Here is a 16,363-nt window from a genome sequence, read left to right as displayed (position 1 = left end):
TATTTTTCTATTTTTGAAAATAAAAGCCTCCGATTTTGAAAACAAACTGGCCAATCGGGCTCATCCTTTATGAACTTTCGCCCCTCATTCGACGAATTTTACAACACTTTACTCAAAAACGCCTGTGTACGCTCGTGTTTTGGACTTCCAAAAAGCTCTGCCGGCCTGTTTTCCTCGACGATGTATCCACCGTCCATAAAAATCACGCGGTCCCCCACTTCCCTGGCGAATCTCATTTCATGAGTTACGACCACCATTGTCATCCCCTCTTTCGCCAATTGCTTCATGACTTCGAGAACCTCTCCGACCATTTCGGGATCAAGGGCTGAAGTCGGCTCATCAAACAGCATGATTTCCGGTTCCATGGCAAGCGCCCTGGCAATGGCCACCCGCTGTTTCTGTCCTCCAGATAAAGAATCGGGATATACATAGGCTTTCTCTGCCAAACCGACCTTTTCAAGAAGCTCCAATGCCTTCTCTTCCGCTTTAGCCTTTGACCATTTCCTCACTTTCATCGGTGATAACATGATGTTTTGAATCACGGTTTTATGAGGGAACAGATTGAATTGCTGAAAGACCATTCCCACATCTGTCCGTACTTTATTGATGTCCGTCTGTTTGTCAGTGATATCCCTGTCTTTAATATAGACATGTCCATCGGTAATCGACTCCAGCAGGTTCAGGCACCTTAGGAACGTTGATTTCCCCGACCCGGAAGGTCCTATCACCACGACCACTTCCTGTGGGTCGATCTTGACATTGATATCTTTTAACACTTCTAATTCTCCAAAGGATTTCTTAAGATTCACTGCTTTAATCATTCGGTTGCCATCCTCCGCTCAATATAGTTTAGTAGATACGTAAGAGATAGAGTAAGGATTAAATAGATCACTGCGACGGCTAAATACGGTTCCCATACGCGATAATATTGCCCCTGCATGGCACGTCCCCAATACATGAGCTCCGGTGCCGCGATGACCGCTGCCAGGGATGAGTCTTTCAGTAGTACGATGAATTCATTCCCAAGTGGTGGGATCATCCGCTTGAATGCCTGAGGGATGATGATGTACCTCATGGCCTGGATATTGGTCATCCCCAGGGAGCGTGCCGCTTCCATCTGCCCTCTGTCAATGGACTGGATGCCCCCGCGGAAAATTTCAGCAATATAAGCTGTAGCATTCAAAGTCAAAGCCACCAGGGCAGACACAGCCGGATTGATTTCTGACATCAATGCCGGCATGACACCGAAGTGGATCAGGAGAATTTGGACGAATAGCGGCGTTCCCCTGAAAAAGTTTATGTACCAAATGAAAGGTGTCCGGACGAGCAAATAGGGTGAAATCCGAAAGATCCCCATAAGTAGTCCAAAGATCAATCCAAGAGCAATGGCCCCTACAGATAAACCGATTGTTAATAGCGCTCCCTTTAAAAAGAAGGGTAAGTATTCCCCGATAATGTCCCATCTGAAATCCAGCATACGATAACTCCTTTTGTCTGGTCGGCGGCAAATATTCCGCTTTCCTTTTCAAGTAGTAAGTAATTAGACTCATATAAAAGGGGCGGGTGAAGAAGGAATATGACCTCCCTATTATTTGAGAAGATCTGATATTCCCTTCACTACGCCCCTCTTAATCTTATTCTGCTTGCTCTAATAAAGCGTCAGTGTTCGGCTCTGTACCAAACCATTCTTTGTATATATCTGCATATGTACCATTTTCGATCACTTCTTTAACGGCTTTATCGAAATCAGCCTTTAACTCACTGTCTTTCGGAAACATCAGGCCGTAGAATTCAGACTCGAAATTCTCCGGATCTTCCACTGTATTGAAATTATCCTGTGGATTGTTCTTCACATATTCATTCACTACTGTATTATCCGTCACGACAGCATCCACTTGCCCCTGTTTCAATGCTGTGATGGCGACTACGTTGTTTTCATATTTAGAAATATCAGGACTGTTCTGTCCGACAATTTTCTCTGCTGCCTCTTGACCGGTCGTTCCATTTTGAACCCCGATCTTCATTCCTTTTAGATCTTTGGCGCTTTTAATATCCACACCTTCACCAAACATGATCATATGAGTGGATTCAAAATACGGATTGGAGAAATCGAATGTTTCTTTCCGGTCATCATTGATCGTGATCCCGGAAATTCCCATATCTACTTCCTTACCGCCTTGAACAGCTGCGAAAAGCGGATCCCACCCAATGTTTTTCACATCGTATTCATAACCGGCTTCTTTCATCACCGCATCCAGGAAATCGATATCGAACCCGACTACCTCTCCTTTATCCATATACTCAAATGGAGCAAAGGCTGCATCGGTTCCAACGACCAGTTTTTCTTTCTTTCCGCTATCGCCGTCTCCTCCACTGCTTGCTTCATCACTGCCGCAAGCAGTCATAAGTCCTACCATACTCATTAATAATACTAGAAAAATTCCCCTGACTTTCTTCTTCATGGTCGACCCCCTAATTTTTTGTTTTTTCTAATATTTATAATTATACATATTTGTTTCCACTCTTATTTATTGACAGGCTTTCTTGAAGGTTCCAAAATAGAAGAATAAGTCAATGACAAAGGGAGCATTTATGAATACTCATTCGTCTCATTTATATGAATACTTAGTTGACCATGCGAAAGAATTTACAGAAGACTGGCTCAAGTTACAAAATATTAAAACGGGATCGCATTATTCTCCAGATTCTGCACCTGAGGTTCTGAACAAAGTGAAAGAGCAAAACTCCAATTATGTAAAGATCCTTGCACAATGTCTGTTGCTTTCGAACGAGCAATCAAAGGAATTGATCTACAATTGGACGAAGGAAACCGCTACCGACCGCAGTAAATCCACCACAACATTGGATGAGGTGGTTCGCAATGGAGGTGTTTTTCGAAGGGTTTATTGGACATATGTAGAAAAGTTCACAGAAGAGAAAACCGATTTGAACATTCAATTGAAAGAGGTGTTCGAATGGGAACGTAAGATTAACTTCGCCCTGGACTATGTGCTGGAGACGTTCACTTCGAGGTTTCTGTCCATCCTGATGAACAGGCTGCAGGCCCAGTCTACTTTAATCAAAGAATTAAGTGCACCCGTCATTCCTTTAACCTCTGAAGTGGGATTGCTTCCGATCATCGGGGATATCGACACGGACAGGGCACGATTGATCGTAGAAACTACATTACAGCAAAGCGCCGATTCCCATCTATCCATGCTGATCATTGACCTATCGGGGGTGATCCTGGTGGACACCATGGTGGCTCAGCAAATCTTCCGCCTGATCGATGCGTTAAACTTATTGGGCGTGAAATCGGTCATCACCGGCATCCGTCCGGAAGTCGCCCAAACGGCCATTCATCTGGGACTGGATTTTTCACAAATCCAAACTGAAAATTCACTGGAGCGGATCATTGCAAGCGTCATTCAGGAAAACACAGTCACCATGCACGTGTAGGCAATATAAAAAAGACTGATTCTTAAAGGGAAATCACTCCCTAAGAATCAGTCTTTTTCCTTATGAATAATGATGGGATGCTTTATAGCTTGCTTTCACCATATATTCATGCTGAAGCAGTTTCACTTCGAATAAAGTGATTGGGTCGAAATATCGTTCTGGGTTTGCTTTCATTTTCGCTAGTGAATCCTGGTCAGTTGAAATCTCGGTTTCTGTATCTTTGATGGTTACTTTCAATTGAGTGAAAGGCTCCTGGAAGAATGAATGAACGTCCTGTTGCAGTGATTTCTCGAACAAATCAAACTGAAGGAAGAACTTATTCACAACGGATTCGGTAATGTCCTGATAGTCTTCGTTCTCTAAATAACGTTTGTACTGATTGTACAATAATGTCTTATTCTGGGGCAGGACACCGAGAAGCTTCCCGGCGCTTTTCAATAGGAACTGAGCCGGTTTAAATCGCAGAAGGATGTTTTCCTTATCGATCTGTGCTCTTGTCCCCATCCTGCTGACGTCCCGTCTCCAGTCATCGATTACCTGAAAGTCACATTGTAGAACGACTTTATCTCTCCCGAATAGACCGTTAAACGTTTCACTCATTTCGAGCAAATAGTTCTGACTGTCTTGCAGCTCCTGTCTGGAGAACAGAAGCCAATCTTCGAGTGATGTAACATAACGGGGCATGAGGTCCTCTTGGATATACTCTTGTATCCTTGTATTCATCGCTTCGTTCAATTCCGTATGAATCTGTTTGAAGTCACTCTCTTCGCTAATCAATTCGGAACAGCCGCTAAGGATAGATGGGATTTTCTCATAGACTTCCTTCTTCATCGCTTCTTTCTTTTTATGGAAAGAATCCTTGATGATAGACACCTTCTCGCTCTGCATATCTCCCAAATAGTTCTCAAATCCGTTCAGACGTGAAAGGATATCTTCATTCTTCTCGATGCTCTCTTTTAATTCATTTTCACGATTCTTTCGCTTGGAATATAAATCCCTTAAGGTTTTTCTCACTAAATAGAACAGTTTGCTTCCCCGTTCGTTTTTAAGGGCACTGCTGCTCACCATATATTGCCCCTTGATGAATGCTTCTACATCTTTTCGCTGCAGATGGACAGCTTCCAGGGATGAATATGGTAAGACCTCTGCATCAGGGAACCATTCACGGGCTTTTTCCCTTGCCGATTCAATGATCTCCTCTGTGCGTTCTGTGTGGGATACTTTATCCATTTTATTCAGCAGGAAATGAACGTTCACCGGCTGGCCGATCTCTGTTAATTTCCGTAAGGTCTGACGGTCTTCTGCGTTAAATGGAGCATCTGCATTCAACACATAGAGCAGTCCATCGGCGGCAGGATAAAAGGCAGTCAGATCATCCAGCTTTCTCTTTCCTGTTTGAACATCAATGATGGCCGTTCCATTTTTCTTAAGGAATTCAGACGGAAGCTTATACTCGACAAATGCTTCCCTTTGCATCAATTCTTCAAAATCAGCGATGCTTTCGACTTGATGAACACCTTGATCGTGAATCTCCTTCACTTCTACCTGCTGATCATGATAGCTGTAAATGATGGTTGAATCTTCAGCTTCCCCCACACTCTCACCCAGGACGGATTGAACGAAAGAAGATTTCCCGCTGGAGGCACTTCCTGCAATCAATAGATGATGCTCACTCAGATCCATCAATTGTTCTGCAATCCATTGGGTTTTGTAACCCACCGGCGCCTCGTTTCGTTCGGACCACTGGATGATTTTATTCAAGAACAGGACGATGTCTTCGAAACGCGCATGATAGGACTCACCTTCTAACAGGATCATTTCGGCTTCTTCCTTCACCATTGGTTCCATGCTGTAAGAGAAGACTTCGTTCCAGGCTAATACGGCGGCGGCAGGGAATAGAGGCTGATCGTCCCGGCTTATTTTAAGCCAATTGGTCAGCATATTCGGCATGAAGCCTTCCAGATCTTTCACCAGGTAATCGCCTTCGAGAAAGCCGATGTACGTTTCCTGGAACTGGGTAAGGATATCCTGCCATGACTCGTTCGGAAGGACTTCCACATATTCAAAAATCGTATTGACTGTCTGCATCCATTCGATCAATTGTGCAGAGGATTGGCTCCTATAGCTTGACCACAGGGCATCTATTAAATCCTTGAATTGTTTACGGTCCTTTTCATACACCGCTATCATCAAATCGTAGAAATAAGTAGGCGCAAATGAATTCGTATAGCCGAGATCCCCGTATTCCTTCAGTATCATGAACCATATAGGGTCCTTGGTACGGATGGATTCCTGAACCGCGAGTTCCACTGCTTTATTCCAATCCTGTTGATCTTCATAAAAAGCCCTCGCAAGTTCAGTGACGTTCGGATAATCCGGTTGGACCGATAAGGCTTTTTCGATTGTACGGTAGGCGGATTCTATCTTATTTCGCTCAATGTACAAGGAGAATAGTTGAAGGGAAACCTCCATTGTCAAAACGGTACTTTCCGCTTGAATGGCAGTATAAACATCCTCAGCTGAAGACAGCATTCCTAGCTCATAGTAAGAATCCGCAATGTTCTTCTTTGCCCATGGCTCGAGTTCATTGAGGATGCTTTCCCATTTGAAGATGGCCGCTTCATAGTCCCTGCTGTGAAAATAGACCTCCCCTTGAGCATAGCGGATGAACGTTAAATCATATGGTTCATTTTGCTGTTCTTCGACAAATGCTCCTCCAAGTACTTCAATTGGATGACGGTTCGTATTCTCATCTACTAAGAAAGTTCGATAAAATGACTTCTCCATCAGTAATTTTTCTTCTGTCATAATGGCCTCCGTTATATGTGGGTCCCTCATTTTCAGGAACCTCACAGACTTGTCTATTGCTATCATTCTAACAGAAATACACGGTGATAAAATTTCATTTCCTTTTCAAATTCCGATTGTTACTTTCTACTGTGATTCAATGGAATCACATCCATTACAGAAGAAAGGACCATCCGTTACGAAAGGCTTTGATGCCCATTCAAAACAGATAGTCCTTTATACTTACCACCGTTCAGGCGCCCTCAAACTAAGAGGAGGTCTGGTGAGAGAACTTTTTGTGTTTACGCCCTTCGAGTATGGCCACTGCCATGGCAATCAGTAAGAACAGGCTAGAGATTTGGAACAGTACGCCTGTCTCGACAAACTGAGCCAAGACGCCGAATACTAATCCGCTCAACCCGATTCCAAGGTCAATGGAGGAGAAAAACATGCCGTTCGCCACTCCTCGTCTATGATCGGGAGTCATGGACAATGTCCACGATTGAAGAGTGGGTATCAGTGACCCGAATCCAACCCCAAACAAAATGCCGGATACGACGATCAGGAAATCAGAATGAGCATAGGATAGCGTCCACATCCCGATGAAGGTTACCGCGATGCAGAATAGCACAAGCCCCTTAGGTCCCCGTTCATCAAACCATTTACCGGCAATCGGCCTTGATAAAGAGGCCATGATTGCGTTACACAAATAGAATAAGAAGATATGCTGAATGCCACGCTCTTCCCCAAAGATGACGATGAAGGTCACGATCGACCCATACCCAAACGTCACCATGATCGTAATGAAAGCCGGGAACCAGCTCGATTTCTCGATTAAAGAGCCAAGATAAGAAAATTTCAAGTCTTCCTTTTTTGTTTCTTCAACCACTTGAGGGGTCTGGTAATGCACGATGCCCAACAAGATGATCGCAATGACACCAAGTACGCTTGATGTGATGATCAACTTCGTGAAAGTTGTCACCTGGAATAAATAGATTCCGAGACTCGGAGCAATGATCATCCCGATTGTAATCGACAAGCCATAATACCCCATCCCTTCACCCAAACGGGATTTGGGCACCACGTCCACCGCTGCCGTTCCGTTGACCGTTGTCGACCAGCCCCACGCAAGTCCGTGGACAAAACGGAATAATAAGAAGATAAAAACCACACTGGATAATGGATAGATCACCGTGATCGCCAATAAGGAGATGACCCCGATTAATACGAGGGGCTTCCTATCCCTGTATTCCAACATAAAACCAATAAACGGCCGGCTTAGCACAGCACCGATCGAAAATAACGTCGTCACCAACCCGATTTCAAGCCCCGAAGCCCCAATCGATTTAATATAAGGCGGAAGCGTCGGAATCAACATCTGAAACGACATAAACACAAACAAATTCCCCACCATCAACATAATAAAAGACCTCGTCCATAAAGGATCCTTCACCTTCATGAAAAAACCTCCCTTCCCATCTATCACACTTCATTATTTAATGAAGTTATTATTTCGGATTACTAAATAATAGCACACAAAACACAATTGCGATACGATTTAAAACAACGGAATGATGTAAGTTTCTGACAAAATATGAGAAACAATATTTCCTAAATCGCTGCGTTTAAAATCATTATTATAAGGAAAATTATTCTTAACCGTTTTTTTGCTCATTCCGGGTAGAGAAGGGCAACCGAAAGAGCAAATTCATTTGCTCCTTTCGGTTGCCCTTCTCTACCCGGCCTTTCAGCTTAAGCTGAAAGGCGGGTAAAACGTACGTTTTACACTAATGAGCCAAAAAATGACTACAGTCACATTAGGTTCAAAGTCTTAATCTCACCCAATCCATCTGCTATTTCCCAACCTTTTATTGAAAACACAAAGAATTATACTATAATAACAACATGGCCAAAATTTCTGAATAATCTTATTTGCGCGGCCACTCATACATAATTATTTTTCAGTATTAATAATCATACAAAACAAGAATGGAGGTAATCCTGTGAATCATACAATACGCCCATCAGGCGATCACGCAGTCGTAATCCAATTAGGAAGCTCAATACAGCAAGAAACTCACGAACATGTGAAAGCGGTAACAAATCTGTTCGAAAACCAAACACCAAACTGGCTTGTGGAATACGTCCCTGCCTTTACGACTGTCACACTCTATTATGACCCGATAAAAATCATCGAATCTCATAAACCCTTTCAGAATACGTTACCCTATACAGTCGTCTGTTCTGAAATCGAACACATGCTTTCTCACTTGACGTTGACAGAACAAGTCGAAGCCCGAATCATCGACATCCCCGTCTGTTATGGTAGCGACTTCGGACCGGACCTTGAAGAAGTCGCCAATCATCACCGAATGTCCACTGAAGAAATCATTAAAAAGCATAGTAATGGAGACTATCTCGTATACATGATCGGCTTCGCTCCCGGCTTCCCTTATATCGGAGGCATGTCTCCGGAAATCGCAACCCCCCGAAAGAAATCGCCACGCCTGAAAATACCGGCTGGCTCAGTGGGAATCGCAGGGGAACAAACCGGGGTATATCCCATCGAAACACCTGGTGGATGGCAGCTGATCGGACGTACACCTTTAAACCTATTCAGACCGGATCACGACGACTCCCCAAGCTTACTCCAAGCGGGAGACCGGATCCGTTTCAAGCCGATCACACTTGAAGAATATAAAGCATTGGAGGAGGAACAATGATTAATGTCATCAAACCCGGCCTCCTATCCACCATCCAGGACTCAGGAAGGTTCGGCTTTCAAAAATATGGTGTCATCGTAAGCGGAAGCATGGATCCACTCGCCCACAAAATCTCGAATCTTCTTGTCGGGAACGAGGTGGACGAAGCTGTCCTTGAAATTACATTGATGGGACCAGTCCTTAAATTCGAGGAAACCACCCTGATTTCAATCTGTGGAGGAGATCTTTCTCCAACCATTGATGGGAATCCCGTTCCTTTAAGAAGGTCGCTGTTGATCAAAGCCGGCAGTGTCCTTAAATTCGGGGCATGCACAAACGGGTGCCGCAGTTACCTGGCGGTTGCAGGCGGATTTAATGTTGACACCGTCATGAACAGTAAATCCACATATGTAAGGGCCGGTATCGGAGGATTGAATGGGCGGCCCCTTCAGCCAGGCGATACCCTGGAAGCAGGAACAATTACCAAAGAATCCGCCAATATGATCGACTATTTACTACCGTACCTAGAACACAGTGACTTCACAGAGATTGATTGGTCGATCTCATCTGAATTCATCTCGTCCTATCATCAGAAGAAAGTCATTCGAGTGATCCCGGGTACGGAATATGATTTATTCTCTGAAGAAAGCCGCGAACGATTTTTTAACGAAGCCTTTAAGGTTTCTTCTCAATCAGACCGGATGGGATACCGACTGGAAGGTCCGTCCCTAAAGCTTCAAGAAGAATTCGATCTAATATCGGAAGCGGTGGTATTTGGGACGATCCAGGTTCCGTCGGATGGTAAGCCGATCATTCTCCTGGCTGATCGTCAAACAACAGGCGGCTATCCGAGGATAGGATATATTGCTTCGGTGGATCTTCCCCTCATTGCTCAAACAAAGCCTGGGGAAGAGATCAGTTTCACTATGGTCTCCCATGAAGAGGCTCAAGAACTGTACATAGACCGCGAACGACAATTAAGCCATTTGAAGCAAGGAATCGCCTTGAAATTCACCTCTTAATATAACCATGACAGCAAAGGAGCGAAACACTTGAAGAAAAAATCGAACTTCAGTCTTTTATTAGGAGCCGCGTTCCTGATGGCGACATCCGCCATCGGGCCAGGCTTCCTGACTCAAACAACCGTGTTCACCGAGCAGCTTGCCGCAAGCTTCGGTTTCGTCATCTTAGTATCCATTCTCATCGATATCGGTGCTCAGTTGAATATTTGGCGCATCATTGCCATTTCGGAAAAAAGGGCACAGGATATCGCCAACGATGTTTTGCCTGGATTGGGCTACTTCCTTGCCATTCTAATCGTCGCCGGCGGCTTGGCTTTCAACATCGGAAACATTGCAGGAGCGGGCCTCGGAACGAACGTCCTGTTTGGTATTTCTCCTGAGATGGGCGCATTGTTCAGTGGAATCGTCGCTGTCGGGATCTTCCTTGTGAAGGAAGCTGGCAGATTGATGGATCGGTTCGCCCAGATCCTTGGATTCTTGATGATCATTCTTACGGTATACGTCATGTTTACTGCGAATCCACCTGTCGGGGAGGCCGTAACGAAAACATTTGCTCCGGATACCATTGATTTCCTTGCCATTATCACACTGGTCGGCGGGACCGTTGGGGGATACATTACATTCGCCGGGGGTCACCGATTGTTAGAGGCGGGGATAACAGGGAAACAAGCACTTCCTGAAATCACGAAAAGCTCCGTTTCAGCTATCGGGATTGCTTCCATCATGCGAATCTTCCTATTCCTTGCTGCATTGGGAATCGTAGCACAAGGGTTCACATTGGATCCGTCCAACCCCCCTGCCTCTGTATTCCAGCTGGCTGCTGGGGATATCGGCTACAAGATGTTCGGAATAGTCATGTGGTCTGCCGCTGTTTCTTCCGTCGTAGGAGCAGCCTATACATCGGTATCCTTTATCAGGACATTCAGTCCCCTTTTGGAAAAGTATCATAAATGGCTGATTGTCGGCTTCATCACAGTATCTACCCTTGTATTCGTGGTTGTTGGTAAACCGGTCGCCATCTTGATCCTGGTCGGTTCTCTTAATGGATTGATCCTTCCGATCGCATTGGGCGTCATGCTGATTGCCGCTCATAAAGCTAAAATCGTCGGTGACTACAAGCATCCGGTTTGGATGACTATATTCGGTGTATTGATCGTCGTAGCCATGTCCTATATGGGTGTGTACTCGTTGATTCAAGGCATTCCGAAGTTATTTAGTTAAGCAAAATGGAAAGACCTCGATCCCATGAGGAGATCGAGGTCTTTTTTGTGTCAGCTGACTTTTTTGTACCCGGTACAATCCAATCTTCTTGTACCCGGTACAATCCAATCAAAATGTACCAGGTACATCACTTTTCAAGACATAGAAAAAAAGAGACCCCAACGGCCTCTTATTTCTGGATAATATGTTTCACACGGCCAACCTGTCCATCTGTTAATCGGACTTTGATTCCGTGTGGATGATTCGGTGAATTGGTTAGAATATCTTTCACAATCCCACGTGTCAGTTTATCTGTTCGCTGGTCTTTTTTCAGGACGATGTCCACTTCAAGACCCGGTTTAATATTGGAACGCTGTTGTCCGCTCATTGTATTCTCCATTTCTTCAGTTGATTTCTTGAATCACAAAGGATTAGTCTTCATCCTTAACATCGATATCTTCAGGGATCGGTTCACTTAGATATTCTGCGAGCTGCCGCTTCATTTTTTCCATTTGCTCGAGATGCTGATTGAATTGATCCCGGTATAGTAAATATTGTTCCCCGTCATGGACAGCCCTTACTTTTCTTTGCTGCACAAGGTTTTCAATATACGATTCTGGCAGGGACAAATATTCGGCTGTTTCTTTAATGGTGAGATACATTGGTTTAATCCCTCACTTTGTTATTCGACTAACTCTATCTTCGCAACGGCTTCACAGTGCATGGTCTGAGGGAACATATCAACAGGTTGAACCTCTGTTGTTTTATATCCCCCATCTTCCAGGATTCTAAGATCCCGGGCAAGTGTCGCAGGATTACACGATACATAGACGACACGCTTAGGCTTCATGGCAAGGATTGTATCCAGAAGTGCTTCATCACAGCCCTTTCGTGGAGGATCCACAACAAGAACGTCCGCTTTAACCCCTTCTTTATACCAATCGGGAATAACCACTTCCGCAGGGCCCGATTTGAATTCCACATTCTGCATATCATTCAACGCAGCATTTTGCTTTGCGTCTTCAATCGCCTGAGGGACAATTTCGACTCCGAACACCTTCTTGGCCTTTTGAGCGAGGAAAAGGGAGATCGTCCCAATTCCGCAATACGCATCAATGACCGTTTCTTCTCCTTGTAAATCCGCATACTCTAATGCTTTATCATAAAGCACTTTCGTTTGTTCCGGATTCACCTGATAGAAAGATCTTGCGGAGATCGCAAATTTAACATCCCCGATATAATCGTGGATGACGTCTTCTCCCCATAGAACAGTGGTGCTGTCTCCCATGATCACGTTTGTCCTTTTAGGGTTCACATTTTGAACGATTGATTTCAATCCTTCAATATTTTCGGTAAGAGCTTCAACGATGGCCTTCTTATGAGGAAGCTCAGGCGTCCGCGTGACCAGTACCACCATAACTTCACCCGTCGTATACGCCGTCCGGGTCATAATATGGCGCAGCGTCCCTTTATGGCTCTTTTCATCATAGGGACGGACCTCAAGTTTCTCGCATATATCCTTCACATGTTGGATCACTTCATCATTTTTTTCATATTGAATGATACATTTATCCATATCGATAATTTCATGACTCCGCTTTTGATAGAATCCGGCTACAAACCGCCCGTCCTTTTCCCCTACAGGGACCTGGGCTTTGTTGCGGTAGCGCCACGGTTCTTCCATTCCAAGGACCGGGTGTACGCTGACATCATAAAGTTTCCCGATACGCTGCATCACGTCACGGACATTCTTTTCCTTCGCTTCCAACTGACCTTCATAGGTCATATGCTGGATCTGGCATCCTCCGCATTCCTTGTATATCGGACATGGAGGTTCCTGGCGAAACGGACTTTCCTTCGTGCGTTCTGACAGTCTTCCGAAACCGTATCCTTTGCTCGTTTTCACGACCTTTACCTGACCTTCTTCTCCTGGAAGGGCATTGGGAACGAATAATGGGTAACCGTCTACTTTGGTGACGCCATTTCCGTCATGGGTCAGATCTTCAAATACGGCTTTATCTATATAATCATTTTTTTGAACGGGTGCTTTTTTACTCACGGTTATCTTCCTTTACGAATTCCTTTTTAAGACTCTACTGATTGTACCATAAATGGGGAAGGAGAATGAAATGGTTGGAGGTCCGTCCCTCTCTTTGTAAAAAAAGCATCGAACACTGTGGTCCGATGCTTCTGCTTTCATGTTGAAGGGAGATTTTCTCTGTCTGCGGTACGGATGGATTCGATTGCCTGTTTCAGATAAAGCTCGAAGGTTTTACCCTTTTCAACATCGGTCTCGTCTAGGGATTCCATGATACAGTTGAAATTATCAATGAGGTGATCTGATTTCATCCCCCTGCTGACCAACACACTGTTCAGCCAAAGGGCATAATCGGAAAATACCTTCGCTTCACCTACATCTGCAGCGGACTCCAGATAATTGAAGTGATGGATATTATCCTCGTAGCACTTCTTTCTTCCGGCTTCCCCGAACCTTTCGTCCAATTCAGGATAGCGCTCATACAACTTTTCAACTGCTATATCTATGACATTTTTATACTTATTATCCATTAGTACGCCACCACCTTGTAACGATCGATGGATGGAATGATAGAAGCCAGCTCTTGATCAGGATATTTCTTTTCCAGATCATGAATACGCTTATAGTCTTCACTCTTCACCCAGGTCATAAAGTGCTCCTTCGTATCCCATTCCATATGGACCGTGATCTCTCCCGGTTTTTTATCATTTTGAAGGAGAAGGAACCTCTGAAATCCTTCCGCCTCATCCACAAGACCTGAACGGGAATGATAGATTGAAATTACTTCCTCCGCCTTTTCATCAGGAACTACAAATGTTGAATGTACGATATACATTGAATTCACCCTTCTTAGTGGCACATTATCCGATATGCTTTTTATTCACTGTAACACAATCCTTCCGTGCCAGGGAATACAAAATTTAACAGACAACTACTGATTCTCACCTTATAAGACAATCGATTTAGAAATTAAACAGATTCAAGTAGTATTTCATTTTACTTGATAGTATGTTAAAACTTACCGCGTTTCATCCGATCTACAAAGGGTACAATGGTATGTGCAACAATTCTAGAAAGAGAAGGTAGATAAATATGAACCCAGACATCATAGTGAACCTTATACTCGTCGGAAATGTCTTCCTTGGAGTTTTATTTGCTCTCAAGTCGAGAAGATGGTGGCTTCCTTATATATTGATCGGACTCACCTTTTTGACTTTAACCTTTGGATTCGGGATATCCCTTTTGCTTAATAAAGAATCGATCCTGGCTTATTTATTCGTGTTCGTGGTGGGGCAATTGATCTGGGTCTTTGCCTTTGTGATCATCGCCCACATCTTATCATGGGTTGTCAGGAAGGTTCCTTTCCGTCATAAGCAGCAAATTGGGTGGGGATTTTTAATTGGATTCCCTTTGACTTTTTTTGTGTTTTTACTTGTCAATTGATTTCAGGACGAATATATAGATTAAACGTGGTTTTTAAGCAGCGAGTAGCAGTTGATTTCCGCTCCAGGTGCTCGCTTTCCGCGGGGCGTGAGTTGAGCCTCCTCGGCTAGAAGAGGTGTCCTTCCCTTGTCCAGCTCCGGCGGCTAGCCCCTCGAGGTCATAAGCTAAATGGTCCAAGAAGGCAAAAAACGCCTTCCCAGCCCATTCATCTTATGCTTGTCGGGGCTGAGCAAGCCGCCTCCGCTTTTCGTTGTTTCCCGCAGGAGTCGAGCACCTTCCGCTCCAATCAACGGAGTTTTTTATCTAAATTGCTTGATTTTATGTCTATTCATTTAGCTCTGTTACGGCAAACTTGTATAGAGGATGAGGAGAACTGCATAAACTCATGGCGAGTTCCCGGAAGCGCACTGTGCTTAGAAGACGTGGTCGATCGGTAGCTGCAATCAGGAGCAGTTCCCCTCACTCTCCTGCAAACACTCTATGACAGAGCAGGTGCAAATCATAGTCATTGTTAACATAAAAAAAGGAATGCCACCACGGCATTCCTTTTTTTATATTATTCAGCTTTATCTTCCGGGCGGATCTTATCAAGTGGAACGAATACTTGGAGATGACGATAGAGGTTCTCGAATTCTGCAGGGAGGACTCCTCCAAGCTCACCGTCTACATTGAGCTGCACCTTTTCTTTCGCCTTGATTTTAATTCGATTGGCCTGGGTGTAAATGACGTTCGGGTCATTTACGTGTTCGCCGCGTACTGCCAGGGACGCGATACGGATAAATTCTGCCAGATTCGTTTTCTTCAGAATCAGGAGAGAAAATAAGCCATCATTGATTGAAGCATCCGGAGCCAGTTTCTCGAACCCCCCCACCGAGTTGGTCAGTCCGATCAGGAAGAGCATTGCTTCTCCTTCAAATAGCTTTCCGTCATATTCGATCGATACGTCTGTCGGCTTGATTGAAGGCAGCATTTCAATCCCTTTTAAGTAATAAGCAAGCTGTCCCATCATGGTTTTCAGCTTACTCGGCACTTCATAGGTCAATTCAGTGATTCTTCCACCGCCTGCGATATTGATGAAATAACGTTCATTCATGCGTCCGATATCGACGGGGATGGTTTCACCTTTCGTAATCACATCTATGGCAGAACTGATATCCTTTGGAATGTGCAGGGCCCGGGCGAAGTCATTGGTTGTTCCCATCGGAACGATTCCAAGCTTCGGACGGTAGTCCTGTTCGGCCAATCCATTGACGACTTCGTTTAACGTACCGTCCCCACCGGCAGCCACAACGATATCATATTGCCGTTCAACAGCAATGCGTGCCGCTTCGGTCGCATCCCCTTCACATATGGTCGCGTGTACAGAGGTTTCATAACCTGCCTGCTCAAGCTTGATTAATACTTCAGCCAAGTGCTTTTTAAAAAGCTCCCGTCCCGAAGTAGGATTGTATATAATTCGTGCTCGTTTCATACCCATCATCCTAATCTGTATTAATTCAGAAAAACTCGTCCATTTATATACCATCTTTTAACATCATATACCAAATTAAATTATTCATGCAAAATGTGTTGTAAAGGCAGGATTATTTCAAATCGTCCACCGGTCAATATCATAACTCTTTTCAGTGGAAAAATCTAATGAAATATGAAATTCCCCATCCAGATAATGGTCTTTCGATGAGATTGTCAAAAATAATACATAAATGGAATCA

16 protein-coding genes are annotated in these 16,363 nt (G+C 44.3%); 5 read left to right on the top strand and 11 right to left on the bottom strand.

Features of this window, described 5'->3' with window-relative positions:
* Positions 1 to 98: 98 nt before the first annotated feature.
* The 3 genes from SLH55_RS16440 to SLH55_RS16430 all read right to left on the bottom strand — a co-directional run bounded on the left by SLH55_RS16440 (position 99) and on the right by SLH55_RS16430 (position 2,462).
* Positions 99 to 821, bottom strand: coding sequence for an amino acid ABC transporter ATP-binding protein (locus SLH55_RS16440; protein ID WP_320324022.1), 723 nt, complete (start codon positions 819 to 821; stop codon positions 99 to 101).
* Entirely contained in the window at positions 818 to 1,474 is a 657-nt protein-coding gene (locus SLH55_RS16435; protein WP_219168069.1) for an amino acid ABC transporter permease, read from the bottom strand. Before SLH55_RS16435 ends, SLH55_RS16440 begins: the two co-directional genes overlap by 4 nt.
* A gap of 160 nt (positions 1,475 to 1,634) precedes the next feature.
* Positions 1,635 to 2,462, bottom strand: a complete 828-nt coding sequence (locus tag SLH55_RS16430) for a basic amino acid ABC transporter substrate-binding protein (protein ID WP_320324021.1) — start codon at positions 2,460 to 2,462, stop codon at positions 1,635 to 1,637.
* A 130-nt stretch (positions 2,463 to 2,592) separates the two neighbouring features.
* Between SLH55_RS16430 and SLH55_RS16425 the strand changes: the two genes are divergently transcribed.
* Positions 2,593 to 3,459 (top strand): STAS domain-containing protein, encoded by an 867-nt coding sequence (locus tag SLH55_RS16425; RefSeq protein WP_320324020.1) that lies wholly within the window; start codon positions 2,593 to 2,595, stop codon positions 3,457 to 3,459.
* 60 nt (positions 3,460 to 3,519) lie between these two features.
* On the opposite strand, the gene SLH55_RS16420 is transcribed toward SLH55_RS16425, so the two are convergent.
* Positions 3,520 to 6,267 (bottom strand): GTP-binding protein, encoded by a 2,748-nt coding sequence (locus tag SLH55_RS16420; RefSeq protein ID WP_320324019.1) that lies wholly within the window; start codon positions 6,265 to 6,267, stop codon positions 3,520 to 3,522.
* A 247-nt stretch (positions 6,268 to 6,514) separates the two neighbouring features.
* Positions 6,515 to 7,705: an MFS transporter gene (locus SLH55_RS16415; protein ID WP_320324018.1), complete on the bottom strand. Its 1,191-nt coding sequence runs from the start codon at positions 7,703 to 7,705 to the stop codon at positions 6,515 to 6,517.
* A 544-nt stretch (positions 7,706 to 8,249) separates the two neighbouring features.
* Here SLH55_RS16415 and pxpB point away from each other — a divergent pair.
* The 3 genes from pxpB (at position 8,250) to SLH55_RS16400 (ending at position 11,191) form a co-directional block, all read left to right on the top strand.
* A complete protein-coding gene (gene pxpB, locus SLH55_RS16410) occupies positions 8,250 to 8,969 on the top strand; it encodes a 5-oxoprolinase subunit PxpB (RefSeq protein ID WP_320324017.1) in 720 nt (239 codons plus the stop codon).
* A complete protein-coding gene (locus SLH55_RS16405; protein ID WP_320324016.1) occupies positions 8,966 to 9,970 on the top strand; it encodes a biotin-dependent carboxyltransferase family protein in 1,005 nt (334 codons plus the stop codon). The genes pxpB and SLH55_RS16405 overlap by 4 nt, the downstream gene beginning before the upstream one ends.
* Before the next feature lie 78 nt (positions 9,971 to 10,048).
* Positions 10,049 to 11,191, top strand: coding sequence for an NRAMP family divalent metal transporter (locus SLH55_RS16400; RefSeq protein WP_413787109.1), 1,143 nt, complete (start codon positions 10,049 to 10,051; stop codon positions 11,189 to 11,191).
* A 169-nt stretch (positions 11,192 to 11,360) separates the two neighbouring features.
* On the opposite strand, the gene SLH55_RS16395 is transcribed toward SLH55_RS16400, so the two are convergent.
* From SLH55_RS16395 to SLH55_RS16375, 5 genes are all read right to left on the bottom strand, one after another.
* Positions 11,361 to 11,558, bottom strand: a complete 198-nt coding sequence (locus tag SLH55_RS16395; RefSeq protein WP_206852419.1) for a YwbE family protein — start codon at positions 11,556 to 11,558, stop codon at positions 11,361 to 11,363.
* 43 nt (positions 11,559 to 11,601) lie between these two features.
* Positions 11,602 to 11,832, bottom strand: coding sequence for an excisionase family DNA-binding protein (locus tag SLH55_RS16390; RefSeq protein ID WP_320324014.1), 231 nt, complete (start codon positions 11,830 to 11,832; stop codon positions 11,602 to 11,604).
* Between the two features lie 20 nt (positions 11,833 to 11,852).
* Positions 11,853 to 13,229: a 23S rRNA (uracil(1939)-C(5))-methyltransferase RlmD gene (gene rlmD / locus SLH55_RS16385; protein ID WP_320324013.1), complete on the bottom strand. Its 1,377-nt coding sequence runs from the start codon at positions 13,227 to 13,229 to the stop codon at positions 11,853 to 11,855.
* Positions 13,230 to 13,366: 137 nt separating this feature from the next.
* Positions 13,367 to 13,738 carry a hypothetical protein gene (locus tag SLH55_RS16380; protein WP_219168016.1) on the bottom strand — a complete coding sequence of 124 codons (372 nt, stop codon included), beginning with the start codon at positions 13,736 to 13,738 and terminating at the stop codon, positions 13,367 to 13,369.
* Entirely contained in the window at positions 13,738 to 14,043 is a 306-nt protein-coding gene (locus SLH55_RS16375; protein WP_219168017.1) for an antibiotic biosynthesis monooxygenase family protein, read from the bottom strand. Before SLH55_RS16375 ends, SLH55_RS16380 begins: the two co-directional genes overlap by 1 nt.
* A gap of 257 nt (positions 14,044 to 14,300) precedes the next feature.
* Between SLH55_RS16375 and SLH55_RS16370 the strand changes: the two genes are divergently transcribed.
* The gene (locus SLH55_RS16370) at positions 14,301 to 14,651 is read left to right on the top strand and encodes a hypothetical protein (RefSeq protein WP_219168018.1); all 351 of its coding nucleotides are present in this window, start codon (positions 14,301 to 14,303) and stop codon (positions 14,649 to 14,651) included.
* Positions 14,652 to 15,207: 556 nt separating this feature from the next.
* On the opposite strand, the gene SLH55_RS16365 is transcribed toward SLH55_RS16370, so the two are convergent.
* Positions 15,208 to 16,122, bottom strand: a complete 915-nt coding sequence (locus SLH55_RS16365; RefSeq protein ID WP_219168019.1) for a diacylglycerol kinase — start codon at positions 16,120 to 16,122, stop codon at positions 15,208 to 15,210.
* Positions 16,123 to 16,363: the final 241 nt, after the last annotated feature.

Source organism: Rossellomorea sp. YZS02 (assembly GCF_033963925.1).
Lineage (GTDB): Bacteria > Bacillota > Bacilli > Bacillales > Bacillaceae_B > Rossellomorea.
This window is presented reverse-complemented; position numbering and strand designations above follow the sequence as displayed.

Coding starts and splice junctions, on each gene's coding strand:
- SLH55_RS16440 (WP_320324022.1), bottom strand. CDS start 821: ATGATTAAAGCAGTGAATCTTAAGAAATCCTTTGGAGAATTAGAAGTG.
- SLH55_RS16430 (WP_320324021.1), bottom strand. CDS start 2,462: ATGAAGAAGAAAGTCAGGGGAATTTTTCTAGTATTATTAATGAGTATG.
- SLH55_RS16425 (WP_320324020.1), top strand. CDS start 2,593: ATGAATACTCATTCGTCTCATTTATATGAATACTTAGTTGACCATGCG.
- SLH55_RS16420 (WP_320324019.1), bottom strand. CDS start 6,267: ATGACAGAAGAAAAATTACTGATGGAGAAGTCATTTTATCGAACTTTC.
- SLH55_RS16415 (WP_320324018.1), bottom strand. CDS start 7,705: ATGAAGGTGAAGGATCCTTTATGGACGAGGTCTTTTATTATGTTGATG.
- SLH55_RS16405 (WP_320324016.1), top strand. CDS start 8,966: ATGATTAATGTCATCAAACCCGGCCTCCTATCCACCATCCAGGACTCA.
- SLH55_RS16400 (WP_413787109.1), top strand. CDS start 10,049: ATGGCGACATCCGCCATCGGGCCAGGCTTCCTGACTCAAACAACCGTG.
- SLH55_RS16395 (WP_206852419.1), bottom strand. CDS start 11,558: ATGAGCGGACAACAGCGTTCCAATATTAAACCGGGTCTTGAAGTGGAC.
- SLH55_RS16390 (WP_320324014.1), bottom strand. CDS start 11,832: ATGTATCTCACCATTAAAGAAACAGCCGAATATTTGTCCCTGCCAGAA.
- SLH55_RS16380 (WP_219168016.1), bottom strand. CDS start 13,738: ATGGATAATAAGTATAAAAATGTCATAGATATAGCAGTTGAAAAGTTG.
- SLH55_RS16375 (WP_219168017.1), bottom strand. CDS start 14,043: ATGTATATCGTACATTCAACATTTGTAGTTCCTGATGAAAAGGCGGAG.
- SLH55_RS16370 (WP_219168018.1), top strand. CDS start 14,301: ATGAACCCAGACATCATAGTGAACCTTATACTCGTCGGAAATGTCTTC.
- SLH55_RS16365 (WP_219168019.1), bottom strand. CDS start 16,122: ATGAAACGAGCACGAATTATATACAATCCTACTTCGGGACGGGAGCTT.